The organism is Pseudomonas sp. GL93 (assembly GCF_003408955.1).
Classification (GTDB): domain Bacteria; phylum Pseudomonadota; class Gammaproteobacteria; order Pseudomonadales; family Pseudomonadaceae; genus Aquipseudomonas; species Aquipseudomonas paracarnis.
In genome coordinates, this window is record NZ_NKRF01000022.1 from 1 (window position 1) to 21,729 (window position 21,729).

Sequence of the window (21,729 nt, forward strand, 5' to 3'; positions counted from 1 at the left end):
GACAGACACTCTTCAATCAGTGATTGCTTGAGTGCTAGGTTGTATTTCGTCATGGAACACCCTCCCGAGGGGGTCAGGTGTCCAACATTCGGGGGGCAGGCCCACCAAAAGGGCTCTTGCCCCACCACTCGGCACCTCGCCTAGGTTCGGTGTGCCCGTAATCCGCCAGTGATTTGGGGGGCCGCCGCCACGCGCCATCCATGGCGCGGGGCGGCTAAACCGGCATCCCTGCCGGTTTACCCCCCAAATCCCTGTCGAATTCCGGCCAGCGTGGTTTGATGGGGCGCTTGAGATCAAGATCAAAAGCAGATCAAGAGCGACTCGCTTCGCATCGTGGTTACCGTCCACCGTTACAGCGTTGTGTAGATACCTATGCCGCTATGGGCCAAGTGTGGATATGCTGACGGCTCTCAAACAATGATTGCCAGGACGCGACCATGACTGCCTTGACCCTTGCTACGGCGCAAACCGTTTCCATCCCGGGCGATGTCGCTGCCAATATCCAGCGGCACCTGGCGTTGATGCGGGCCGCGGCTGAACAGGGCGTGCAATGCCTGGTGTTTCCAGAACTGTCACTGACGGGCTACGAGCCGTTCCTGGCGGCCGACCTGGCCATCGACCCGCAAGACGCCGTGTTGACGCCGTTGCGTGAGCTGGCGCGGGAGCTGCAGTTGACAGCCGTGGTCGGCATGCCGGTGCGCTTGGCGTCACAAGCATGTGTGCTGATCGGCGCGCTGATACTGGGGGCGGACGGTTCAGTAGGCGTCTACACCAAGCAGCATCTGCACCCTGGCGAAGAGCTGGCATTTGCCGCGGGGCAGGGCGGTGAAGCCCTGGAATTGGCAGAGGAGCGCATCGCGTTAGCGGTGTGCGCGGACTTTTCCCAGGCCAGCCATCCACGTCAAGCGGCGGCAGCGGGCGCCACGGTGTATGCCGCCGGCGTACTGATCAGCGACGCAGGTTACGCGGCGGACAGTGCTTTGCTTGAAGGCTATGCGGCCGAGCATGGCCTGTTGGTACTGATGGCTAACCACGGTGGCCCGTCCGGAGGCTGGGCTTGTGCTGGTCGCAGTGCGATCTGGACCGCCGATGGCAACTTGCTTGTTGCCGCCCCCGGTGTCGGCGACGCGCTGGTGATCGCCCGTCGCGATGGCGGGCAGTGGACCGGCCAAGTGGTCGCCCTCTGAATGAGGTTTCATTTGCGTCGGGCCACTGAGCAAGACCTGCCGTTTGCCCGCACCCTTACCCATGAGGCCATGAGCCATTACTACCGTCAGAACGGCTTGTTGTGGTCCAACGACGGCTTTGACGTGGCCTGGGCGGGCCGCGAGAACTGGCTGATCTGCAACGATGACGGCGTCATGGGCTTTATCAGCCTGAGCCGCGACGGCAAGGCCCTGTATATCCGCGAGCTGCACCTGCTGGCGTGCTGCCGCAAGCAGGGCGCGGGCAGTTGGGTGCTGGAGCAAATGGCGCTCAAGGCACGCGTCGAGGGCCTGGGCTTTCTACGTTTGACGGTGTTCAAGACCAACCCCGCAAGAAGGCTGTATCAGCGCCTGGGGTTGAGCATTGTCGGTGAAGAGGATGGCTTCTGGCGGATGGAGCGTGAGTGTCGCGCACTCACATCGGACTAAAACAGGCACGTCCTACAAATAAGCGCATACTGCTGTCAGCTAGTGCTTTGTTCATCGTGGGATTGAGCTTCAGGCTCATCCACGATAACGCCCTCTTTCATGCCCAGAAGTACCGCCACTTTATGGGCTTCTCCACGTCGTCCTTTTTTTCGCCCGGCGAGCACTTGATAGGTGGTTGCCGGGTCTACGCCATGCTCACGGGCGAACGCTTGAACTGACTTTCCTTGATGTTCCAGCCAGGCCTTGGCTTGTGCGGCAGTACGGATTCCGGGCATAGTTCAAAACCGTTCAAGTTTGTTTAACGAAGTGATGGTGTGACACCTCTTAGGGTGTGCCAATTTAGGATCATACATCCAAATGAGTGGAATCGGTTCGCGCTTAAGGCAGGAAAGAGAGCGACTTGGCCTGTCGCAGAAAGTTTTTGGAGAAATTGGAGGCGTTGAGGCGAACGCCCAAGGCAAATATGAAAGCGGTGGTCGTGCACCCAAGGCCGACTATTTGTCTCGCGTCGCCGAAAAAGGTGTGGATATCCTGTATGTGTTGACCGGCAGCCCAACGCCGATCCAACTGGATAACCTGAGCAAGATCGAAGAAAAAGTGCTGGGCAATTACCGAGCGATGTTCAAGGAAGACCAGGAAGCGATCCGTCGCTTGACCAGTACCTTGGCTGAGCATTCATCCGTGGTGAACGGAAAAGCCAAGCCGCACGCCCAGGATTCCTGACCTTTAACCCAGGAAACAGTGCTGTTCGCCAGCCGGCGAACAGCCGCCCCACGTTGAATCTCTATATATATGACACTTGCAACTAGGTCTGCGCCTTGGTTTTTTGCTAAGGTGTTCAGCAACCTATAAGACCATATCGCGAGGTGTCTGCTTGATTAGGGTGCTAGTAGTCGATGACCATGATCTCGTTCGTACAGGCATTACACGAATGCTGGCTGACATCGACGGCCTGCAAGTAGTCGGCCAGGCGGAGTCGGGGGAGGAATCCCTGATCAAGGCCCGAGAGTTGAAGCCCGATGTGGTGTTGATGGACGTCAAGATGCCTGGGATTGGCGGTCTTGGTGCCACGACCAAATTGTTGCGCAGCCATCCCGACATCAAGGTCGTGGTGGTCACGGTGTGTGAGGAAGACCCGTTCCCCACCCGTTTGCTGCAAGCCGGTGCCGCCGGCTACCTCACCAAGGGCGCGGGCCTGGCCGAGATGGTGCAAGCCATTCGCCTGGTCTTTGCCGGCCAGCGTTACATCAGCCCGCAGATTGCCCAGCAATTGGCGATCAAGTCGTTCCAGCCCACCAGCGATTCGCCGTTTGATGCGCTGTCGGAGCGGGAAATCCAGATCGCCCTGATGATCGTCGGTTGCCAGAAGGTGCAGACCATCTCCGACAAGCTGTGCCTGTCGCCCAAGACCGTCAATACCTACCGTTATCGTATCTTCGAGAAGCTTGCCATCAGCAGTGATGTTGAATTGACCCTGCTCGCAGTGCGCCACGGCATGGTGGACGCCAGCGCCTGACATGACCACACCGTTTGATCCGAGTGCCTTTCTCTCCACCTGCAGTGGCCGCCCCGGCGTGTACCGCATGTTCGACAGCGAGGCGCGCCTGCTTTACGTGGGCAAAGCCAAGAACCTGAAGAACCGCCTGGCGAGCTACTTTCGCAAGACCGGCCTTGCGCCGAAAACCGCCGCCCTGGTGGCGCGTATCGCCCAGGTCGAAACCACCATCACCGCCAATGAAACCGAGGCGCTGCTGCTTGAGCAGACGCTGATCAAGGAATGGCGGCCGCCTTACAACATCCTGCTGCGTGACGATAAATCCTACCCTTATGTGTTTTTATCGGACGGCAACTTTCCGCGCCTGAGCATTCACCGCGGGGCAAAAAAGCAAAAGGGCAAGTACTTCGGGCCTTACCCCAGCGCCGGGGCAATTCGTGAAAGCCTGAGCCTGCTGCAAAAAACCTTTTTTGTGCGTCAGTGCGAAGACAGCTTCTACAAGAACCGCACCCGGCCGTGCCTGCAATACCAGATCAAGCGCTGCAAGGCACCCTGTGTGGGCCTGGTTGAGCCGGCAGAGTACGCCGAGGATGTGCGCCACTCGGTGATGTTCCTCGAGGGGCGCAGCAACGCGCTCACCGATGAGCTGTCCGGGGCCATGGAGCAGGCGGCCAGCACCCTGGATTTTGAAAAGGCTGCCGAGCTACGCGACCAGATCTCCCTGCTGCGCCGTGTCCAGGACCAGCAAAGCATGGAAGGCGGCACCGGTGACGTCGACGTGATCGCCGCGTTCGTCAACCCGGGCGGCGCCTGTGTGCACCTGATCAGCGTACGAGGCGGGCGGGTGTTGGGGAGCAAGAACTTCTTCCCGCAGACCGGTATCGACGAAGACGTGGCAGAGGTCATGGCCGCATTCCTTGGCCAATACTACGTCAGCAGCCCTGAGCGCGACCTGCCGTCTGAACTGATCGTCAACGTGGTGCATGAAGACTTCCCCACCTTGATCGAGGCCATCCACGAGCTGCGCGGCCGCGAGCTGGACATCAGCCACCGCGTACGCGGCACCCGTGCCCGCTGGCAGCAACTGGCCGTGACCAACGCCGAACAGGCCCTGGGTGCACGCCTGGCCAATCGACAGCACGTTGCCGCACGCTTCGACGCCCTGGCCGAAGTCCTCAACCTGGACGAGCCGCCCCAGCGCCTGGAGTGCTACGACATCAGCCATTCCAGCGGTGAGGCCACGGTGGCCTCCTGCGTGGTATTCGGGCCGGAAGGGCCGATCAAGGCCGACTATCGGCGCTACAACATCGAAGGTGTTACCGCAGGCGATGACTACGCCGCCATGCACCAGGCGCTCACGCGGCGTTTCAGCAAGTTAAAGGACGGGGAGGGCAAGTTGCCCGATATCCTGCTGGTAGACGGCGGCAAGGGCCAGTTGTCCATGGCCCGTGACGTGCTCAACGAACTGGCGGTGCCCGACCTGATCCTGCTCGGCGTCGCCAAGGGCACCACGCGCAAGGCCGGTTTCGAGACGTTGTACTTGAATGATGCCGCCCATGAGTTCACTTTGAAGGGCGACTCACCCGCACTGCACCTGATTCAACAAATCCGTGACGAAGCCCACCGTTTCGCCATTACCGGCCACCGCGCCCGCCGTGGCAAAACCCGGCGAACTTCAACCCTGGAAGGGGTGGCAGGGGTTGGCCCGACGCGGCGTCGCGACTTGCTTAAACATTTTGGTGGCTTGCAGGAGCTCTCCCGTGCCAGCATTGACGAGATAGCCAAAGCACCCGGTATCAGTAAAAAGCTCGCTGAATTGATTTATGCAAACCTGCACAGCGAATAGAATGCCTTCTCACCTCGTAGCCAGTTGTGCCGATGAATATCCCTAATCTGATCACCGTACTACGCGTCCTGCTTATCCCGATTTTCATTTTGTTGTTCTATTTGCCGTATGAATGGAGCTACGTCGCGTCCAGTTCGGTATTTGCCTTCGCAGCCGCCACCGACTGGCTCGACGGCTACCTGGCACGCCGCCTGGAACAGAGCACGCCCTTTGGCGCGTTCCTCGACCCCGTGGCCGACAAACTCATGGTTGCCGTCGCCCTGGTGCTGCTGGTGCAGGAACACGGCAACCTGTGGCTGACCCTGCCGGCCGCCGTCATCATTGGCCGCGAGATCGTCGTCTCGGCCCTGCGCGAATGGATGGCCGAAATCGGCGCCCGCGCCCACGTTGCCGTATCGAACATGGGCAAATGGAAAACCGCGGCGCAGATGCTCGCGCTGGTCATCCTGCTGGCCAACCCGTCGGACTTCTCGTTCTGGGTGCTTACCGGCTACGCCTTGCTGCTCATCGCCGCCGGCCTGACCCTGTGGTCCATGCTGCAATATCTGCGTGCGGCCTGGCCTCATCTGCGAACCACCGTTGAAAAGAAATAAAACTTTTTTGAATCAAGGGGTTGACGGGTGCTGAGGATTCTATAGAATGCGCATCACCAAGCGGGAATAGCTCAGTTGGTAGAGCACGACCTTGCCAAGGTCGGGGTCGCGAGTTCGAGTCTCGTTTCCCGCTCCAAGCATTAAAGAAAAAGCCACTCTAACGAGTGGCTTTTTTTTGCCTGTGATTTACGGAATAGACGCTTAGGCGTCTTTTTTGGTTTCTGCGGAAAATCACTGAAAACCAGAGTGATCCAGTACGTTTAAGTACCTTTCCCGGGAAGACTCAAATTCGTATTGTTGATGGATCCTCTCAGGTCGCCAGACGAGCATCGGTGCTGACTCTCTAACAGGAGCTCACCATGCCTCTCTCAGATATGGCAATTCGGCACGCCCGACCTACAGATAGAAACTACACCATTGTCGATTTTGACGGCCTGTCACTCATGGTGACTGCCGCTGGCAAAAAACGATGGTTGTTCCGTTTTTATTGGGGCGGCCAGCAAGCCAAAATGTCCTTCGGCAGCTACCCAGCAGTTAGCCTGAGGCAAGCACGTGAACGTCGTGATGAAGCACGCAAATTGCTTGCTCAGAATATCAACCCATGTGAACACCGTAAGCAGCGGCGCATTGAGGCTGAAGCCAAACATACCTTCCAAGCGGTCTATGACGAGTGGATCGACTTCCGCCGCCTGAGTTTGAATGAAGGCCGCCAAAGCGCACTGTCGCAAATCCTCAGGGTCTTCAAAAGGACGTCCTGCCCACCTTGGCCGAGCGCTCTATCAAAAGCATCACCCGCCACAATTTGCTGGCCATCCTCAGCATCATCGAACAACGCAAAGCCTTCACCATGACTGAAAAATGCCGTCGCTGGAGGAGATTAGTCGGCAACTATCGACGGTTGGTGTTTATAACTCAGGAAGATCAACAACAGGCGCATCATGTCCGACGTCGTCCAGCGCAGCGGTCGCATCGTAGCGCTGTCGCGCCTCATGGATCTGGCCATGATGCAGGTCCGCCCAGAGGATGAGCACCCCTAATGGGTTGAGCATCGACTGCCCCAACGGTGCAAGACGATATTCGACACTGGGCGGCTTGGTAGGAAATACCTCGCGTTCGATCAACCCATCCCGTTCAAGCATCCTCAATGTATGCGTCAGCATCCGTTTAGAGATATCGGGGATGGCCCGGTGAAGCGCGCTGAAGCGACGTGGTCCGCCGGCCAAGGCGGCCACCAATAGTGAACTCCACTTATCACCGACGCGGTCAAGCACATCGCGTACCGGGCACTCCAAAGGGTGGCTTCCCAATTCTTCCAGCGCGCGGAACGTGTCCACCAACGCAGGTGTGGGTAATGTTTTAGTAACCAGGGTACTCAAAACTGCCTCCTTCACGGGCTTCAACTAGGTAACTAATATAGACCAGGATCCGTTGGTAGACCATCAACCTTGAGCGGTTATCTGTCTTCTCAAGCAAGATTAGTTGTCTTCTGAATAAACCATACGGATCGCCTCATTAGTTTTTCTTCCATACAGGAATTCAGTGATATGTCGTCTGGCCCCTCCACGCTGTTGTCTTCTTGGAAACTCGAAGACTTGATCCTCAAAAACCGTCTAGTCATGGCGCCGATGACCCGCAGCCGCGCAGCGGTTGAAGGCAACGTGCCGAGCCCTCTGGCAGCCACCTATTATGCACAGCGAGCTTCTGCCGGGCTGATCGTTACCGAGGCGACACAGGTGAGCCCACAAGGTGTTGGCTACATCCGCACGCCGGGGATTCATTCGCAGGAACAGATTGAAGGCTGGCGCAAAGTGACGGACGCGGTCCACGCCGCCGGTGGCCTGATCTTCCTTCAACTCTGGCACGTTGGCCGTATCTCGCATCCCGACTTTCATGGCGGTGCATTGCCGGTCGCGCCGTCGGCAATTAAAGCTGAAGGTGAGGTGTTTACCTGGAATGGCAAGACCGCAATGGTCACGCCGCGCGCCCTGAAAACCGAGGAAGTTGCCGATGTAGTGAAGCAATACCATCAGGCTGCGATCAACGCCATGATCGCAGGCTTTGACGGCGTCGAGATCAGCGGTGGGGGAGGCTTCCTTCCTGATCAGTTCCTGCAGAGCGGCTCCAACCAGCGTACGGATCAATACGGCGGCAGCGTTGAGAACCGCGCACGTTTTGCTCTGGAAGTTGTAGCAGCCGTTGCCGAGGTATTCGGTCCTGAACGCGTGGGTTACAAGATCACGCCGAATCTGGCGCTGAATTCGATGTCTGACAGCGATCCGGTTGCCACATTCAGTCATTTGGCCAGGGAGTTGGATGAGCTGGGAATCGCCTATCTCAACGTGTTGGAGGCTATCAGCGGCCCCATGGCTTCGCCGGAACATGTGGAACGCATCACGCCACATTTGCGCAAGGTTTTTGCCGGCACTCTTATCGTGGGCGGAGGGTACGATGCCGCAACCGGTGAGCAGGCGCTGGTGGCCGGTAACGCAGACCTGGTTGCCTATGGTGTGCCTTTTCTCTCCACCCCCGACTTGCCTGAACGTTTCAAGCGCAACGCCCCATTGAATGCGCCCAACTTTGCGACATTCTATGCGCCGGAGCCAGACGAAGCAGTGGGATATACCGATTATCCAACCCTCGAAACCGTCGGGATGCAGGTATGAAATCCAGTGCGCATGCCGATAGGAATGGCCAAATACAATTGTCCGGCAGCGGCAAACTCCTGGTCGAGATGTGGCTGGATGTCGGATGTCCTTGGTGCGGGATTGGTTGGGCTCGTCTTCAACGAGCGTTGAGCGAGTTTGACCATTGCGAAGAGGTAGTCGTGGTGCCTCGTTCGTTTCGTCTGTCACCTGGCGTGGCACCCACGCTGCTTGTTCAGTACCTTGCCGGCAGAATGCGCGCGCCTGACGATAAGGTGCGCGAAATGCTGCGGCATGTGGAAGAGCAGGCTGCGTCAGAAGGGCTTGGCTTTCATCTGGACGGCACGTTGACCGGCGATACGGTGGATGTGCATCGCCTGTTGCAATTCGCTCAATCCCAGGGCAAAGGCGACGAGTTACTGGTGCGTCTTTTTCGTGCGCGCTTGTCGGAACAGGTTTCGATTTACGATCACGACAACTTGATATCAATCGCCAGCGAAGCGGGGCTTGAGCCTGCCGCGGTAGCAGCAGTGTTGAAAAGCAACGCTTTCCGCGCGGAAGTGGATGCAGATCAACTCGCCCTTAACGATTTGGGCGCCGGTGGGGTACCGTTTTTTCGGATAGGTGGCGAGTACACGCTTTCGGGGGCGCAACCTCAAGAAACCGTTGCGCAAGTTCTAAGGCAAGCCTGGGAGGCGCAGTCCGCGGACTCTCGGTAGGTAGAAGTCTCGCGGCATCTACGTTTCGCAATAACAACTGGAACATACACACAGTGTCAGTTTGGCCGACGGTCGTCGAGCGCAGCCACAAGGGTTTCGCTCGCCCTCAATTCAGTATTTCGCTCATTACAACGCGACAATCTCAACTATAAACCCTGGAGTTATCTGATGATCGAGTCTTCAAATTTGCGTCCTCGCGCAAAGCGCGTGAGCAAAACCCGTCTTGCATTTTTCCTCGCCAACAGCCTGGTCGCCGTTGGCCTTGCCAACGTCAGTCAGGCTGCCGACAAGTATCCGGTGAGTCAGAACGCATTCAACAAGCCACTGCCTGGTCAGCAAGCAACTCCGACCGTGAGTGAGGCCAGGAACCTCGCCTCGCTCGATGCAATTGACTTCGCTACCTACAACAAAAAGCTTTGGGACCAATTGAGTAAAAGCTACGACAAAGACCTCGTCGTAACCTACACGGACGAGCATTCCACCAAGGGCGTTGACGCGTATCTAGCCGACTTGAAAGCACGCTTCGCTTTCGCCCCGGACGTGCACGTCACCAAACACCTGATCAAGTTCGCGAGCGGCGATTGGACCGCCTCGATGGCTTTGACGGAAGGCACTTTCAGCCAACCAAAGCAGAGTGAAGAGGGCGCCCTGATAGCGCCGACGAACAAAGCGTTCAAAGTGAACATTGTGACGATCGCCCACTGGAAGGATGGCGTCATCGACCAGCAATACGTGTTCTTCGACAACGCCGCGGTTGCGCAGCAGATTGGTATCGAACCGGCGGCAGTTGGGCAGGATTACGGCCCGAAGGACTCCCAAAGCCTGTTTCCTCCCGTCGGCCAGGCCCACCTGGATTATGTAATCCAGAAACGTGTGTTCGCACTCGACGAAATGGACTTCGACGTCTTTGGTCTTCCGCATCTCACACGCCTGCCGGAGTCACACGCCAAGGACATTTTGGTGATGTGGCCCGATGGTCATATCACCCATGGCCTGGAGCGTCATACACAGGACATCAAGGCACTGTTCGCTTTCGCGCCGAACCTGTCGATTCGCGAGCACCCGGTGCGGTTCGGTACCGGAGAATGGACTGCGCTGGTTGGCGTCATGCAGGGTAACTTCACGGGAGAAATGCAGAACCCGGCCGGCGGCGCCCCAATCCAGCCCACCGGTAAACCCTTCAAGATCACCATGACCACCTTGAGTCACTGGAAGGAGGGTGTGATGGATGCTGAATACTTGATCTACGATAATGCCGCGTTCATGAAACAGCTCGGTCTTGCTCACTAGTTGAGTTCGCAATACCGCCGCTGCGTACTCGTGGCGGTGGCTTGCATTGTGTGCTCGGATCAAGGAGTTGAAGTTGTCATTTGTTGAGAATTCAACGCCGTTTTTCGCAGCGCTTCTACACCCTAAGGGGCTGCGGGACTTATATGATATTGCTTCCGTCGATATCGTCAGACCTCTGCCATGCCCAACAACGTTGAACCCTTCATCGTACGTCTCCCGAGCCAGCTCCACGCGAAGATCAAAAGCATTGCCAAGGCGGATCGGCGGAGCATGAACAATGAAATCGTCGGGCGCCTGGAAAGGTCATTCCAGGCGAGTCACGCCAAGATCGCAGATGAAAACCTAAGGAGGTTTTTGATCCAGCAACTTGAGCTGCTGGATAATAAGGTTGAAAGTGATGAACACCTGAGTGCAGACCATTAAAACTTCGTTCTGCCCAAACATCACATGATTCAAAACTCGGTCACGACTGTAACCCCAGCTGTCTCAAACCGATCCATATTCATCAACGCGTCGATTGACTGCTCCAGACTGATAGTCTTACCCACCAATTTATCCGGGGCCAGTTTCCCGCTGGTAATCATTTCGAGCATGGCGTCATAGCGATGCGCTTGCATACCATGGCTGCCGTAGATCTCAAGTTCATGCGCGATAACTTTGCTCATCGGGATTGCCGGCGTGGCGTGGTCGGCGAGCATCAGCCCCACCTGAACGTGCTTGCCGCGACGCCGCAGGTTATTGATGGAGTTGAAGCAAGTGGTTGGATGGCCCAGTGCATCCAGCGATACGTGGGCGCCGCCGCGGGTGATGTCCAACACGGCTTCTGTGACGCTCGCAACGCTGTTGGCGTTGACGGTAGCAACGGCACCGAGCAAGCGTGCCAATTCGAGTTTTTCCTGGGAAATATCGATGGCGACAACGTTCGCGCCGAGGGCGTGGGCGATCATCACGGCGGACAGGCCGACCCCGCCGCAGCCGTGAACGGCTACCCACTGACCGGCACTGACTCTGCCTTGGTCAACCACTGCCCGGAACGAGGTGGCGAAGCGACAGCCCAGGCTGGCCGCCGTCGCGAAGTCCATACTCTCAGGTAACGCGACCAGGTTAAGGTCGGCCTGATGGATACCGACGTACTCGGCGAATGAACCCCAATGGGTGAAGCCCGGCTGGAACTGCGTATGGCAAACCTGCTGGTTGCCGCTGTTGCACTCAGAACAAGCACCGCAGCCACCCACGAACGGTACGGTTACACGGTCACCGACCTTCCAGCGAGTGACGTCCTTGCCAACCTCGGCGACGATGCCCGCCAGCTCATGCCCAGGGATATGCGGCAGCTGGATGTCCGGGTCATGGCCCTTCCACCCGTGCCAGTCGCTGCGGCAGACGCCCGTGCCGCGTACCTGAATCACCACGCCATGGCGCTGCGGCGTGGGATCTTCGACGCTCATCAGGCACGGCGGCTTGGAAAAGGCTTCGTAGACGACTGCTTTCATGGAAATCACCTCTGGATGGGAAAATCACTGCACCGTATTCGGTCGGTTAGCAGTGCCGGTTGAAAATAGAGCGTAAAAACAGTGCCGACGTTGGGTTGGCTACTGCATTCAATACGGGCGCTGTGCCGCTGTATGACGGTGTATACAAAGGCCATGCCCAGGCCGTAACCATGACCTTTCTCACGGCCGTTATCGAACTGGCGAAACTCATCGAACAGGTGTGGCAGGTCTTCTTCATTGATGCCCTCGCCTTCGTCTTGAATGCGCAGAACCACTTCGCCGTTTTGATACGACAAATTCAGGTGAACGGTGGTTGAGGGCGCGCTGTATTTGATGGCGTTTTCCAGCAGATTGAAGAGCGCGCGGGTCAGCAGTTCCTGTGACCCCAATACGATGCAGCACTCGTCATCCATGATGTCTAGTTTGAAATGAATGTTTTTGTTTTGAGCCAGCGGCCAGGCTTGATCGAGCACATCCATGACAAGCGCAGCCATGAGTACTTCTTCAACATCCAGCGGCTTGGATTTTGCCGCGTCCAACAACATAAAGCTGTCAGTCAGGCTTAGCGTACGCCGCACTTGAAGCTCGATATGGCGACGCAGTTCGCCAATGGGCAAGCAGACCAGGGATTTTTCCTGCATGGCAAGCAGGGCCAGGATCGCGGACTGTGGTGCGCGCAAATCGTGAGAAAGAAAGCGCAGCAAGCTGTCTCGTTGCTCTTCGGCCAGGCGCTCGGCGGTGAACTCTACCAATCCAATCAGCCAACCTGTGGAGTCACTTGGCGCGGTGTCCAGTGGGGATACCTGGACCTTGAAACTGCGCCCGGAAGGTGTAAGTAACACTCTTCCTGCCAGGCGCTCGGCAGTGCGTGGGGCATCGCCGGTTTCATCGACACCTTCCAGATCACTCAATACCTGGAAAATATCCTGGCTGTGCGCTTTGGGTCTATCTTGCGACTCATTGGCCTGTAGCGTTGATGCGGTCAAGTTGGCCAGTAGAATCTTGCCTTCAAGGTCTGTCACAAAAATCGCTTGGGGCAGGCTGTCCAGACTCTGGGCGATGAGGAGCGAGCGTGCCAGTGCGAGTTTTTCCTGGGAAATATCGAGGGCGATAACGTTCGCGCACACGGTGTGAGCGATCATCACCGTAGGCAGGCCGACTTTGACGCGACCGTGAACCATTGCCCACCGACCGGCGTTGACTGTGCGTTGCTCAGCCACTGCACGAAACTGCTTTCATGAAAATCACCTTTGGATGGAAAAACACTGCTGCGTATTCGGTCGTTAACCCGTACAGAGCAGCAAGAATCAGCGCTGGCTATTATCTGCAAATCGGTTGAAATTGCCTTTCAAATTGCAAGCGATCGCGTACGATGAATGAATAAAACATCCAAAAAATTCGATAAATAGAAAGGATTAACCATGATTAAGGATGTGGATAAGGTAGATATTGCAATGGCAGAGCGGCTGCAGCGAGATGGGCGGCTATCCAATGTCAAGTTGGCGGAACATCTCTCTCTGAGCGAAGCATCGTGCTGGCGCAGGCAAAAGCGCCTTGAAGAGAGTGGCGTGATCGAGGGCTACCAAGCCATCTTGAACCGCAAAAAATTGGGTCTTGGCGTGATGGCTTTCGTGCAGATTTCCTGCTCGGATCACAGCGAGGAAGCGACGGCAAAATTCGAAAAAATCGTCGCGTCAGCCCCTCAGGTTCTCAGTTGTCACAACACCACGGGTGAGGCGGATTTTTTACTGCAAGTCGTCGCAAGAGACTTGGACAGCTACAGCCGATTCGTTGAGAGAGTCCTGCGAAAGCTGCCGGGCGTGTTGAGCATCCGGTCGAACCTTTCACTGCGGGAAATGAAGACCACCCATCGTCTTCCGGTGAGTGAGCTGTTGAGTAGCTGAGAGTGACGCAGGCCCCTATGCTTGCTCTCCGTTCGCCCTGGGCGCTTGCGCATTCAGGTAGGTACGGAAGACGTGGTCCCAGAGTGGCGAAGACACGCCGAAATTTTTCTCAATGCCCTTGCGATGGTGGAGCTCATGATTGGCAATGAGCCCCGTGATAAACCGATAGGCCCAATGGTCCGGACGATGCATCACGTAGTGCACCGAGATGTAATAGAAGTAGCCCATGACGACCCCGGCGAAAGCTGACGTCAGGCCGGCGAGCCAGGCGAGCAATAAAAGTACGGCATAAGCAGAGCTGGTCTTCCAGCTTGAGACGCCGATGTAGGCGCGAACATCAACGTGATGGGTCCAATGCTCTTGACGATATCGCGCGTGAAAGAGAAAACGATGCACGGCATATTCGAGCAGTGTCCAGGTCAGTAGACCTGCGAGCATTTGGCCCACATGAACGGGCGCGATGCACAGGGCAACGGCGGCGAAAAGTGGCGCGGTAAAAAAATCAAGGTAGTAGGCCAGTGAAGACATCAGCCATCTGTTTGACGCTGCCATGCGTTGTATTTCCCTGATATGCCCGGTGGGGCTGTTAATTTGAAAGGTTTAGGCGTTGGGTTTGTTACGTGTGGACGGCTATTCAATCCAGTGGTAACGCCGGTTGAAAATAGAGCGTAAAAACGGTGCCGACGTTGAGTTGGCTACTGCATTCAATACGGGCGCCGTGCCGCTGCATGACCTTGTATACAAAGGCCATACCCAGGCCGTAACCATGACCTTTCTTACTGCCTTTGCCAAACTGGCGAAACTCATCGAACAGGTGTGGCAAGTCTTCTTCACTGATGCCCTGGCCTTCGTCTTGAACACGCAGAATCACCTCACCGTCCTGGAAAGATAAATTCAGGTGGATGGTGGTTCGGGGTTCGCTGTATTTGATGGCGTTTTCCACCAAATTGAAGATCGCGCGGGTCAGCAGCTCATGAGAACCCATTACGACGCAGGACTCGTCATCCACGATGTCTTGTTTGAAATGGATGTTTTTGTTCCGAGCCAGCGGCCAGGCTTGATCGACCACATCCATGACGAGCGCTGCCATGAGTACCTCTTCAACCTCCAGCTCCTTGGACTTTGCCGTGTCCAATAACATAAAGCTTTCAGTCAGTTTCAACGTACGTCGCACTTGATGCTCGATATGACGACGTAGCTCGCCGATGGGCAAGGACACCATGGATTTTTCTTGCATGGCCAGAAGTGCCAGGATCGCGGACTGTGGCGCGCGCAGGTCGTGAGAAAGAAAGCGCAGCATGCTGTCTCGTTGCTCTTCGGCCAGGCGCTCTACCGTGAACTCTACCAACCCAATCAACCAGCCTGTGGAGCCACTTGGCGCGGTGTCCAGCGGGGATATCTGAACCTTGAAGCTGCGCCCGGAAGGTGTAAGTACTACCCGTCCTGCCAGGCGCTCGGCAATGCGCGGTACATCGCCGGTTTCATCGACACCTTCCAGACAACTCAATACTTGAAAAATATCCTGGCTGGGCGCTTTGGTTTTGTCTTGCGACTCATTGGCCTGTAGCGTTGATGCACTCAAGTTCGCCAGGAGTATCTTCCCCTTAAGGTCAGTCACAAATATCGCCTGGGGCAGGCTGTCCAGGCTCTGGGCGATGAAGCGTCTCGAGTTACGGGTATGGTCGATCATTGCCTCCAATGCCAGCGTGCGACGAACCAGTTTGTCGCCATGATGGGCGGGTTTGGGCAGTACAGACTGGGACTTCAACTCATGGGATAAGCGGTCAACTTCAAGACCGAAATAAGTCACCACGGCGTTCAGTCGTCGCCAACTCCAGAACAGGTAGGCGAGGGCTATGCCTGTGATGCTGGAGACGGGTGACCACCAGACTCCCAATAACAGCATGTCGAAGCTGAGGAGGAGGCAGGTAAAGATAAAACTCAGGGAAATCAGAAACGTAAGGCGCAGACGGGATGTCAGAAGCAAGCCTAGTGCAATTAACACCAGGGCTATCGAAAGACTCGCCGAAACCCAGGTGGGAACATTGGTAATCAGGCGATTTGTGAGTATGCCATTGAGCAACTGAGCTTGGATTGCCACGCCTGCCGTAGTGCCTTCAGAGGCCGTTACGGGCGTGGGGTAACGGTCGCCTAGCCCTGAGGCGGTGGCGCCGACCAGAATTATTTTGCCACGAAGCAACTCGGCGGGAATATTGCCGTTAAGCACATCCACGGCCGAAACCCTGTTTTTGAAAGGGCTGATGCGACTGAACGGGATGAGTACTTCATGAGTGCCGAACCACTCCCCGCCCAGATGGGTAAGGCTGCTCGTGGACGGCATGGTCGGTTGCTTGTCAGCCGGGAAGGTGCTCGTGTAAGCCAGCCAGGTCAGATGGTTGAGTTGCCCGTTAAGGTTACCTTCTTTGAGAAAGACACGACGTACGACGCCATCGACATCGGCAGCCACATAGATTTGCCCCACGGCCTCTGCGCCCTGCAGTACCGGCTGGATAGGCATTATGAAGTGCGGTAGTTCCCCTGGCTGAATAGTGGGGTTACGAAGTGTTGGAACCATTACTTTGCCAACGCGTGCCATTGCGGCGCCCAGGCGCACATCCACCTCGGGATCCGGGTCTGGCTCGGTAAAGATGATGTCGTACAGCACGCTTTCAGGCGACAGTTGCGCCAGTTTGTTCAGTAACTGGACATGCTTGTCTCGAGGCCATGGCCAGCGTCCTATCGCTGCAATACTGGCATCGTCGATGGTCACCAACACAATACGTGAGTCTGTCGGCGCGAGGTTCAATTGCATCAACGTGTCGTAGATGAATCGATCCGCCGTGGACGACGATTGATAGGCCAGCAGGCCCACGCACGGTAACAGGAGTACCGCGATGATGACCCATTCCCAGAAAATTCTTCGAAGCAATTGTTGGACGCTAAGCACGATAAGTCAGTGAGCCTTGTAAGAGAAAAAGGACGAATGCTTGTCAGTGAAGGGTGCCAGTCCCTATAACCAAGGGTAGCGCATCCTCATCGGTGCTAACCCGCCAATGCAGTGCGCCGGGTGGTAGATCATGGAGGTTGATCGACGTGCTTTGAATGCCACGCTGATCAATGAACGGCGAGGAAAGGTCGGCATTGCTTGAGATAATCAGGCGGTACTGCCTGCTGGATTCATGCGGTGCAGCAGTCCAGTTGAAAAGGGTGCTTTGACCCTCTTGCCGTACCTCCACGCCACCATTGGCAGTACGGTGCAGGAGCAGGAATTCGGCAGGCGCTCCCCGTAGGCCCTGGCTGTCGATAGCGACGATCCGCACGTAATAAAATGCATCGGATAGACCCTTGAAGCTGAATTGAGGATGAGGGCTGAGTTGGTCCTGTTCTATCGCCAGAAAGTCTGCGCTGCGCGACAGTTGGGCCAGGTATTGAGCCGCCGCGGGTACGGGTTGGGCGCGAATCTGCCAAGTGGCATTGTCGGGTGCCCCCGTGATTTGCTCGGCGCTTTGAGTGGCGCCCAACAACTCCCGCACGTTTGCCACTGCGCCTGCATTCAGCGCCACGCCCTGGTTGGCGTTGACTGGGGTTTCAGGGTGGTTTTTCACCCCGGTGCTGCTGACCACGACCTTACCGTGCAAAACCTCCACCACGGAGCGTTGCGGCGTATCCGTACGTACGCGGAAGTGGGTGCCACGAACACCCAGAACACCTTGAGGGGTAATGACTTCAAAACTGTTGAAGGGCGTAGCACGTTTGGGAACGTAGGACTCGACTTCGCCATTTTGCAGGAGTATTTGCGGTGCACCATGTGTTGCGTCTTTGCCAAGGGTAAAGCGGCTAAGAGAGGGCAAGACGCTTTTGACACCGTCGCCAAAACCGAGGGTCACGAACGAGTCCTTGTCGATGCGCACACTGTGCCCGACATCGAGTGTCATGCCTTGTACCAGTGGACGCTCTTCCTGACCGGGGGAGCTTAGCCACCCTTGCCCTTGGAGATAAACGACCCTGACTGGAAACGCATTGCCCTTGAGCGGAATATTCAACTCGGTGCCCACTTGCAGGTTTTCTGGGGCACTGAGGCTGTTGAGCTTTTGAATTTGCGTCCAGCTTGATTGGTCTTGCAAATGTCGCCCGGCGATATTCCACAAGGTGTCGCCTTTTTTCACGATGTGAACGTTTGACGGCGGATCGGCGAGGGTCAAGCCTGACAGAAACACCACTGAGAGCCCGGCACACAGGCTCATGCTGAAAACCACATTACTACCCATGACGCTATCCTTGCTGGTGCGGCAGGGCCGAGTGGTGCGTAAGGGATTGGGTTCTTGCAGGCAGGGGCACGGTCAAGGCGCGCCCAGTTTTTTTTGAAGAGCGGTCTTTTGAAGGCACAAAGAAATCTCGGGTGACTCAGTCAAATGGCCAAGCTGAGTTTTATTAGTTGGAATTCATCCTCAGGATAACGGAACCTTTTTTAAAAACATCATCGCTGCCGTTTTGGTGACAATTGTTCATAATTGGCGAGTGGCGGCTTTATTGTTGGAAAAAAGCTCAGTTGCCGATCACCTCGATAGCCACCCGGCGATTGGGTTGCAGGCAACGAATCAGTTCCGGAGTGAGCGCGGTGCCTGGGCAATCGACAACAGGGCTGTCACTGCCCTTGCCCTGCACGGTGATGCTGTCCTGGGGAATGCCTGTATGTTGGAGTACCTGCGCCACTGACTGGGCGCGCGCCAACCCCAGCGTCACATTGTCGGCAGCAAGGCCGATGCGGTCGGTATAACCCGTCAGTATCCAGCGAGGTGGCTGGCTGTATTCTTTGCTGACCAATCTGGCGAGTTGCTCCACGCTTTGTCGGCCTGTGGCTTTCATGTCTTGTACGGCAGATTTGCCGAAATCAAACAGCGTATCGGCGGGGATATTCAGTTCTCGCTTAGGAATAGGTTGATTGAGCTGCTGGGAACTGGGTTGAGTGCAGTGAAGACTCCAGTGGTTTTGTGTGACTATTTTTTTATTTTCATCCAATTCGACGGGGGTCTGGCACGTTATTCGTCGGCCCTGTTCCTCGAAACTGAATGCGTAGACGTCACCTTTGGCGGTGGTCACTACCTTGGCCGGTGCGCCGGCGAGGGGAGGGCGGTCGTTGATGATCATAGGTACATCGGCAGTGCGTGATTGTCCGCCTCCGTTGGAGCACGCTGCCAACGTCAGAAGGCTCAGTGAAAACACCCGGTGAAGGTGAGTATTTATAAGGTTGCGATTTTTCATAGGTACTCAGTTTTCACGTGTTTATTAAACCTCAGCGCAACGAAGCGATAGCTAAAGGCCCTGCGCAATTGCGCCAATATCCATTGCATGCACTCAACCATACAAAAAACTCGATCGCCAGCATTGGCTTGGCAATGAGGTAGCCCTGGATCTCCTGACAGCCGAGGTGCGCCAGTAACTCATAAGTCTCAAGGTCCTCGACACCCTCGGCAACCAAACGCAGTTTCAGAACCAGACCTAGCTGAATGATCGCTTTCAAGATTTCGCACTGTTTGGGTTCGTGCAACCGTTCGACGAATGAGCGATCTATTTTCAATTCGTCGATAGGCAGCTTCGACAAATAAAAAAGCGATGAGTAGCCGATGCCGAAATCATCGATTGAAAATGTAAAGCCCAATTGGCGTAGCCGCGAAATTGACGTCAGGCATTTTTCTAAGTCATGCATGATGCTGGACTCTGTCATCTCCAGGCAAAAATCAATGGCCTGTGCACCGGTTCGATCAAGCAGGCTTTCCACCAAGAGTACGAAGCCTGGAAACTCCAGGTCATGCACGCTGAGGTTGACACTGATTTGAATTTTTTTGGTCTGTATTTGATTGCGGCTCAGCACCATGCACGCCTCTAAGACCCAAAGAGTCAGCTCGGTGGTTCTTCCGCTTTTTTCAAGCTGGGGGACAAAATAATCGGGTGTCAACAAGCCAGAGCCAGGACGCAGCCAGCGGACCAACGCCTCGGCACCGGTGACTTCGCCATTGACAGTATTGACTTGCGGCTGCAAGTAAATTAACAGCTCCTCTTTTCGAATAGCGTTGGTGATGTCTTTTAAAAAGGCGGCTTCCCTGTCGCGGTGGTTATTAATTACTGCACCGGTAGCCATGGCAAGTACTCGTGTGTATTTAGGGTCTGGCGTTGGCTGGATCCTAGAGGAAAAGAACAGCGGCGAGTTTGAACAATTTTGAATCTCCACGCTGCGAGTGTTTTCGCTTCGAGGTCGGGGGCATGTGGGTGGCTCCGTCATTTGAGAAATGCCGCCTCTTATTTGGCACATCGGCAGCGGATGTTTGAATTTGTTCAGATTTGTATCCGTGACAGACGACGAGCGGCTGAACTAGAGTCGGGATCGCTCGTTCAGCCAGGGGCTCTGCGAGAGGGGACAGCTGCGATATCTGAGCAAATATGATTGCCAGAGAGGTGATAAATCATCGGTATGGCTAGGGAATATCGGGAAAATGCGTCTGAAGAATTTTTCTAAAGTGGCCGTCAGTCTGGCAGTACCCATGTTGGTGGCAGGTGTCGGGGTTGGGTTCTCCACGTTCCAGTCGACGGTCATTGTAGAACAGAAGTTTTTACCGCTTCACTTCGGCTCAATGAGGGCCAGCACCGTGGCGAAGGATTCAACATGCCTGGTTCCTATCGAATCGGTACACCTTCAATTTGATGGTTCACCCACGCAACAGCGCTGGGTGTTTTAGCTGCTCGGTCACGGGAATTCAGTGACCTGATTGTGTTCATGCTATCGGCTTAAACAATGGGTGAGCAAACCAGGGGCTGGTGCAGATGTACAGTAACTGAATGAGGTACCTATGCCAGAAGTTATGCTCGAAGGGGCTCACCGCTACGCCGTCGCGGCCAACGCTTTGATGTGTTACGCGGACCTGGGTGCGGAGGCGGAAGTCAATGCCGCACTGGGTTTGGTGTTGTTGCTCAAAAGTGTGATATTGGAATATGGGCGGCATGTTGAGCCGGGAATGAATATTTACTCCTTGCGATCCGCTGCGGCGGAAGACTTGGTATTGCTGTACGCGCGTATTGATAGAGATATTCGGGTCAAGCTTGATCTCAGGGCGGAGTTGTCCATATTCGTTCGAAAACGAGGGATTGCAATCGGTCGCTATGATGAAAGTGCGGGAAGCTCTGCGCATGAAGATAATGAACTGGTGTATTGCCTGGGGCGGCTTATTCCCAAGGCGGTAGCCCATTTCAAGGGTATGGGAAGTAACAATGCCTGGGTCTGTGCCTATCCGCAGGTCCGTGAGGCTGTGGAGTTGCGCACCGGAATAACTCAAGAGCGCGCTGTAGCGTTTGTATAACTTAACTTTTGAATAGGGAAAATTAAATGCTTAAGAAAATGTCAGCAGAGTTTCTGGGTACCTTCTGGCTCGTATTCGGCGGCTGTGGCAGTGCCGTCCTGGCGGCTGCATTCCCGGAGTTGGGCATTGGGTTTGTAGGTGTATCCCTTGCATTTGGCATCGCTGTGCTGGCAATGGCTTACGCCGTTGGGTCGATTTCGGGAGGGCACTTCAACCCCGCCGTGACATTGGGCCTGTGGGCTGGTGGGCGAGTCCCGGCAAAAGACATCCTGCCGTACATTGTCGTGCAGGTATTGGGGGCACTGGCTGCGGCGGGGATGCTTTACCTCATTGCCAGCGGTAAGCCTGGATTTGAACTGGGCGGTTTTGCTTCCAATGGATACGGTGAGTTAAGCCCGGGCCATTATGGGCTGACGTCGAGTCTTATCATCGAATTCGTCGCGACGTTCTTTTTCCTGTTTATCATTATGCGAGTCACCGACGCTGGGGCCCCGGCCGGGTTTGCACCGATTGCCATTGGCCTGACGCTGACACTTATTCACCTGGTGCTGATCCCCGTCACTAACACCTCGGTCAATCCTGCGCGCAGTACTGGTCAAGCCATTTTTGCAGGAGATGCGTATATCGCTCAGCTTTGGTTGTTTTGGTTCGCTCCGATTGCGGGGGGCGTTCTGGGAGGGCTGGTCGCGCGGGCGATTGGCAATAAATCAATTTAGAGCGTCTTGCGCTGTCGCAGAGAACAACGAGGGGTCACCGAAAGG

At 55.8% G+C, this 21,729-nt stretch carries 24 protein-coding genes and 1 tRNA gene; 16 read left to right on the forward strand and 9 right to left on the reverse strand.

Annotation, left to right across the window (positions count from 1 at the left end):
- Positions 1-437: 437 nt before the first annotated feature.
- Entirely contained in the window at positions 438-1,187 is a 750-nt protein-coding gene (locus CER19_RS05020; RefSeq protein ID WP_116665591.1) for a carbon-nitrogen hydrolase family protein, read from the forward strand.
- A complete protein-coding gene (locus CER19_RS05025) occupies positions 1,188-1,634 on the forward strand; it encodes a GNAT family N-acetyltransferase (protein ID WP_116665592.1) in 447 nt (148 codons plus the stop codon).
- Between the two features lie 35 nt (positions 1,635-1,669).
- Here the strand turns inward: CER19_RS05025 and CER19_RS05030 are convergent, their stop codons facing one another.
- Positions 1,670-1,909 carry a DNA-binding protein gene (locus CER19_RS05030; protein ID WP_044273192.1) on the reverse strand — a complete coding sequence of 80 codons (240 nt, stop codon included), beginning with the start codon at positions 1,907-1,909 and terminating at the stop codon, positions 1,670-1,672.
- Between the two features lie 82 nt (positions 1,910-1,991).
- On the opposite strand from CER19_RS05030, the gene CER19_RS05035 reads away from it, so the two are divergent.
- From CER19_RS05035 to CER19_RS05060, 6 genes are all read left to right on the forward strand, one after another.
- The gene (locus CER19_RS05035; RefSeq protein WP_116665593.1) at positions 1,992-2,357 is read left to right on the forward strand and encodes a helix-turn-helix domain-containing protein; all 366 of its coding nucleotides are present in this window, start codon (positions 1,992-1,994) and stop codon (positions 2,355-2,357) included.
- A gap of 151 nt (positions 2,358-2,508) precedes the next feature.
- On the forward strand, positions 2,509-3,150 hold the full coding sequence (gene uvrY / locus CER19_RS05040) for a UvrY/SirA/GacA family response regulator transcription factor (protein ID WP_003190387.1): 642 nt from the start codon (positions 2,509-2,511) through the stop codon (positions 3,148-3,150).
- Position 3,151: 1 nt separating this feature from the next.
- Positions 3,152-4,975, forward strand: coding sequence for an excinuclease ABC subunit UvrC (gene uvrC, locus CER19_RS05045; RefSeq protein WP_116665594.1), 1,824 nt, complete (start codon positions 3,152-3,154; stop codon positions 4,973-4,975).
- Between the two features lie 32 nt (positions 4,976-5,007).
- A complete protein-coding gene (pgsA, locus tag CER19_RS05050; RefSeq protein WP_034119069.1) occupies positions 5,008-5,568 on the forward strand; it encodes a CDP-diacylglycerol--glycerol-3-phosphate 3-phosphatidyltransferase in 561 nt (186 codons plus the stop codon).
- Positions 5,569-5,628: 60 nt separating this feature from the next.
- A tRNA-Gly gene (locus CER19_RS05055) sits at positions 5,629-5,704 on the forward strand.
- Positions 5,705-5,927: 223 nt separating this feature from the next.
- On the forward strand, positions 5,928-6,419 hold the full coding sequence (locus CER19_RS05060) for an integrase arm-type DNA-binding domain-containing protein (RefSeq protein WP_256660383.1): 492 nt from the start codon (positions 5,928-5,930) through the stop codon (positions 6,417-6,419).
- Positions 6,420-6,473: 54 nt separating this feature from the next.
- Here the strand turns inward: CER19_RS05060 and CER19_RS05065 are convergent, their stop codons facing one another.
- On the reverse strand, positions 6,474-6,944 hold the full coding sequence (locus CER19_RS05065) for a helix-turn-helix domain-containing protein (RefSeq protein ID WP_116665595.1): 471 nt from the start codon (positions 6,942-6,944) through the stop codon (positions 6,474-6,476).
- Between the two features lie 168 nt (positions 6,945-7,112).
- Here CER19_RS05065 and CER19_RS05070 point away from each other — a divergent pair, with 168 nt between their 5' ends.
- From CER19_RS05070 to CER19_RS05085, 4 genes are all read left to right on the forward strand, one after another.
- Entirely contained in the window at positions 7,113-8,231 is a 1,119-nt protein-coding gene (locus CER19_RS05070) for an alkene reductase (protein WP_116665596.1), read from the forward strand.
- A complete protein-coding gene (locus CER19_RS05075) occupies positions 8,228-8,929 on the forward strand; it encodes a DsbA family oxidoreductase (RefSeq protein ID WP_116665597.1) in 702 nt (233 codons plus the stop codon). The genes CER19_RS05070 and CER19_RS05075 overlap by 4 nt, the downstream gene beginning before the upstream one ends.
- A gap of 168 nt (positions 8,930-9,097) precedes the next feature.
- The gene (locus tag CER19_RS05080) at positions 9,098-10,219 is read left to right on the forward strand and encodes an ester cyclase (RefSeq protein WP_116665598.1); all 1,122 of its coding nucleotides are present in this window, start codon (positions 9,098-9,100) and stop codon (positions 10,217-10,219) included.
- Positions 10,220-10,399: 180 nt separating this feature from the next.
- On the forward strand, positions 10,400-10,642 hold the full coding sequence (locus CER19_RS05085) for an Arc family DNA-binding protein (protein ID WP_116665599.1): 243 nt from the start codon (positions 10,400-10,402) through the stop codon (positions 10,640-10,642).
- Between the two features lie 29 nt (positions 10,643-10,671).
- On the opposite strand, the gene CER19_RS05090 is transcribed toward CER19_RS05085, so the two are convergent.
- The gene (locus CER19_RS05090; RefSeq protein ID WP_116665600.1) at positions 10,672-11,712 is read right to left on the reverse strand and encodes a zinc-dependent alcohol dehydrogenase family protein; all 1,041 of its coding nucleotides are present in this window, start codon (positions 11,710-11,712) and stop codon (positions 10,672-10,674) included.
- Positions 11,713-11,717: 5 nt separating this feature from the next.
- Complete coding sequence (locus CER19_RS05095) at positions 11,718-12,932, reverse strand: sensor histidine kinase KdpD (RefSeq protein ID WP_133298308.1); 1,215 nt, start codon at positions 12,930-12,932, stop codon at positions 11,718-11,720.
- 201 nt (positions 12,933-13,133) lie between these two features.
- On the opposite strand from CER19_RS05095, the gene CER19_RS05100 reads away from it, so the two are divergent.
- Positions 13,134-13,616, forward strand: coding sequence for an Lrp/AsnC family transcriptional regulator (locus CER19_RS05100; RefSeq protein ID WP_116665602.1), 483 nt, complete (start codon positions 13,134-13,136; stop codon positions 13,614-13,616).
- Between the two features lie 15 nt (positions 13,617-13,631).
- On the opposite strand, the gene CER19_RS05105 is transcribed toward CER19_RS05100, so the two are convergent.
- From CER19_RS05105 to CER19_RS05125, 5 genes are all read right to left on the reverse strand, one after another.
- Entirely contained in the window at positions 13,632-14,168 is a 537-nt protein-coding gene (locus CER19_RS05105) for a sterol desaturase family protein (protein WP_116665603.1), read from the reverse strand.
- A gap of 82 nt (positions 14,169-14,250) precedes the next feature.
- Positions 14,251-16,563, reverse strand: a complete 2,313-nt coding sequence (locus tag CER19_RS05110) for a CHASE2 domain-containing protein (protein ID WP_116665604.1) — start codon at positions 16,561-16,563, stop codon at positions 14,251-14,253.
- Between the two features lie 43 nt (positions 16,564-16,606).
- Positions 16,607-17,884, reverse strand: a complete 1,278-nt coding sequence (locus tag CER19_RS05115; protein ID WP_116665605.1) for a FecR domain-containing protein — start codon at positions 17,882-17,884, stop codon at positions 16,607-16,609.
- A 277-nt stretch (positions 17,885-18,161) separates the two neighbouring features.
- A complete protein-coding gene (locus CER19_RS05120; RefSeq protein ID WP_165861596.1) occupies positions 18,162-18,764 on the reverse strand; it encodes an OmpA family protein in 603 nt (200 codons plus the stop codon).
- Positions 18,765-18,909: 145 nt separating this feature from the next.
- On the reverse strand, positions 18,910-19,755 hold the full coding sequence (locus CER19_RS05125) for an EAL domain-containing protein (RefSeq protein ID WP_165861597.1): 846 nt from the start codon (positions 19,753-19,755) through the stop codon (positions 18,910-18,912).
- A gap of 352 nt (positions 19,756-20,107) precedes the next feature.
- Here CER19_RS05125 and CER19_RS05130 point away from each other — a divergent pair, with 352 nt between their 5' ends.
- The 3 genes from CER19_RS05130 (at position 20,108) to aqpZ (ending at position 21,684) form a co-directional block, all read left to right on the forward strand.
- Positions 20,108-20,350, forward strand: a complete 243-nt coding sequence (locus tag CER19_RS05130) for a hypothetical protein (protein ID WP_116665608.1) — start codon at positions 20,108-20,110, stop codon at positions 20,348-20,350.
- 111 nt (positions 20,351-20,461) lie between these two features.
- Positions 20,462-20,968, forward strand: coding sequence for a hypothetical protein (locus CER19_RS05135; protein WP_116665609.1), 507 nt, complete (start codon positions 20,462-20,464; stop codon positions 20,966-20,968).
- A 26-nt stretch (positions 20,969-20,994) separates the two neighbouring features.
- A complete protein-coding gene (gene aqpZ / locus CER19_RS05140) occupies positions 20,995-21,684 on the forward strand; it encodes an aquaporin Z (RefSeq protein WP_116665610.1) in 690 nt (229 codons plus the stop codon).
- Positions 21,685-21,729: the final 45 nt, after the last annotated feature.

What these genes read in the sequence shown, in the direction of transcription:
- CER19_RS05130 (WP_116665608.1), top strand. Translation starts at nt 20,108, where the DNA reads ATGCGTCTGAAGAATTTTTCTAAAGTGGCCGTCAGTCTGGCAGTACCC.
- CER19_RS05030 (WP_044273192.1), bottom strand. Translation starts at nt 1,909, where the DNA reads ATGCCCGGAATCCGTACTGCCGCACAAGCCAAGGCCTGGCTGGAACAT.
- CER19_RS05060 (WP_256660383.1), top strand. Translation starts at nt 5,928, where the DNA reads ATGCCTCTCTCAGATATGGCAATTCGGCACGCCCGACCTACAGATAGA.
- CER19_RS05105 (WP_116665603.1), bottom strand. Translation starts at nt 14,168, where the DNA reads ATGGCAGCGTCAAACAGATGGCTGATGTCTTCACTGGCCTACTACCTT.
- CER19_RS05075 (WP_116665597.1), top strand. Translation starts at nt 8,228, where the DNA reads ATGAAATCCAGTGCGCATGCCGATAGGAATGGCCAAATACAATTGTCC.
- CER19_RS05020 (WP_116665591.1), top strand. Translation starts at nt 438, where the DNA reads ATGACTGCCTTGACCCTTGCTACGGCGCAAACCGTTTCCATCCCGGGC.
- pgsA (WP_034119069.1), top strand. Translation starts at nt 5,008, where the DNA reads ATGAATATCCCTAATCTGATCACCGTACTACGCGTCCTGCTTATCCCG.
- CER19_RS05090 (WP_116665600.1), bottom strand. Translation starts at nt 11,712, where the DNA reads ATGAAAGCAGTCGTCTACGAAGCCTTTTCCAAGCCGCCGTGCCTGATG.
- CER19_RS05035 (WP_116665593.1), top strand. Translation starts at nt 1,992, where the DNA reads ATGAGTGGAATCGGTTCGCGCTTAAGGCAGGAAAGAGAGCGACTTGGC.
- CER19_RS05025 (WP_116665592.1), top strand. Translation starts at nt 1,188, where the DNA reads ATGAGGTTTCATTTGCGTCGGGCCACTGAGCAAGACCTGCCGTTTGCC.
- CER19_RS05115 (WP_116665605.1), bottom strand. Translation starts at nt 17,884, where the DNA reads ATGGGTAGTAATGTGGTTTTCAGCATGAGCCTGTGTGCCGGGCTCTCA.
- CER19_RS05070 (WP_116665596.1), top strand. Translation starts at nt 7,113, where the DNA reads ATGTCGTCTGGCCCCTCCACGCTGTTGTCTTCTTGGAAACTCGAAGAC.
- CER19_RS05135 (WP_116665609.1), top strand. Translation starts at nt 20,462, where the DNA reads ATGCCAGAAGTTATGCTCGAAGGGGCTCACCGCTACGCCGTCGCGGCC.
- CER19_RS05100 (WP_116665602.1), top strand. Translation starts at nt 13,134, where the DNA reads ATGATTAAGGATGTGGATAAGGTAGATATTGCAATGGCAGAGCGGCTG.
- aqpZ (WP_116665610.1), top strand. Translation starts at nt 20,995, where the DNA reads ATGCTTAAGAAAATGTCAGCAGAGTTTCTGGGTACCTTCTGGCTCGTA.
- CER19_RS05125 (WP_165861597.1), bottom strand. Translation starts at nt 19,755, where the DNA reads ATGGCTACCGGTGCAGTAATTAATAACCACCGCGACAGGGAAGCCGCC.
- uvrC (WP_116665594.1), top strand. Translation starts at nt 3,152, where the DNA reads ATGACCACACCGTTTGATCCGAGTGCCTTTCTCTCCACCTGCAGTGGC.
- CER19_RS05120 (WP_165861596.1), bottom strand. Translation starts at nt 18,764, where the DNA reads ATGATCATCAACGACCGCCCTCCCCTCGCCGGCGCACCGGCCAAGGTA.
- CER19_RS05085 (WP_116665599.1), top strand. Translation starts at nt 10,400, where the DNA reads ATGCCCAACAACGTTGAACCCTTCATCGTACGTCTCCCGAGCCAGCTC.
- CER19_RS05080 (WP_116665598.1), top strand. Translation starts at nt 9,098, where the DNA reads ATGATCGAGTCTTCAAATTTGCGTCCTCGCGCAAAGCGCGTGAGCAAA.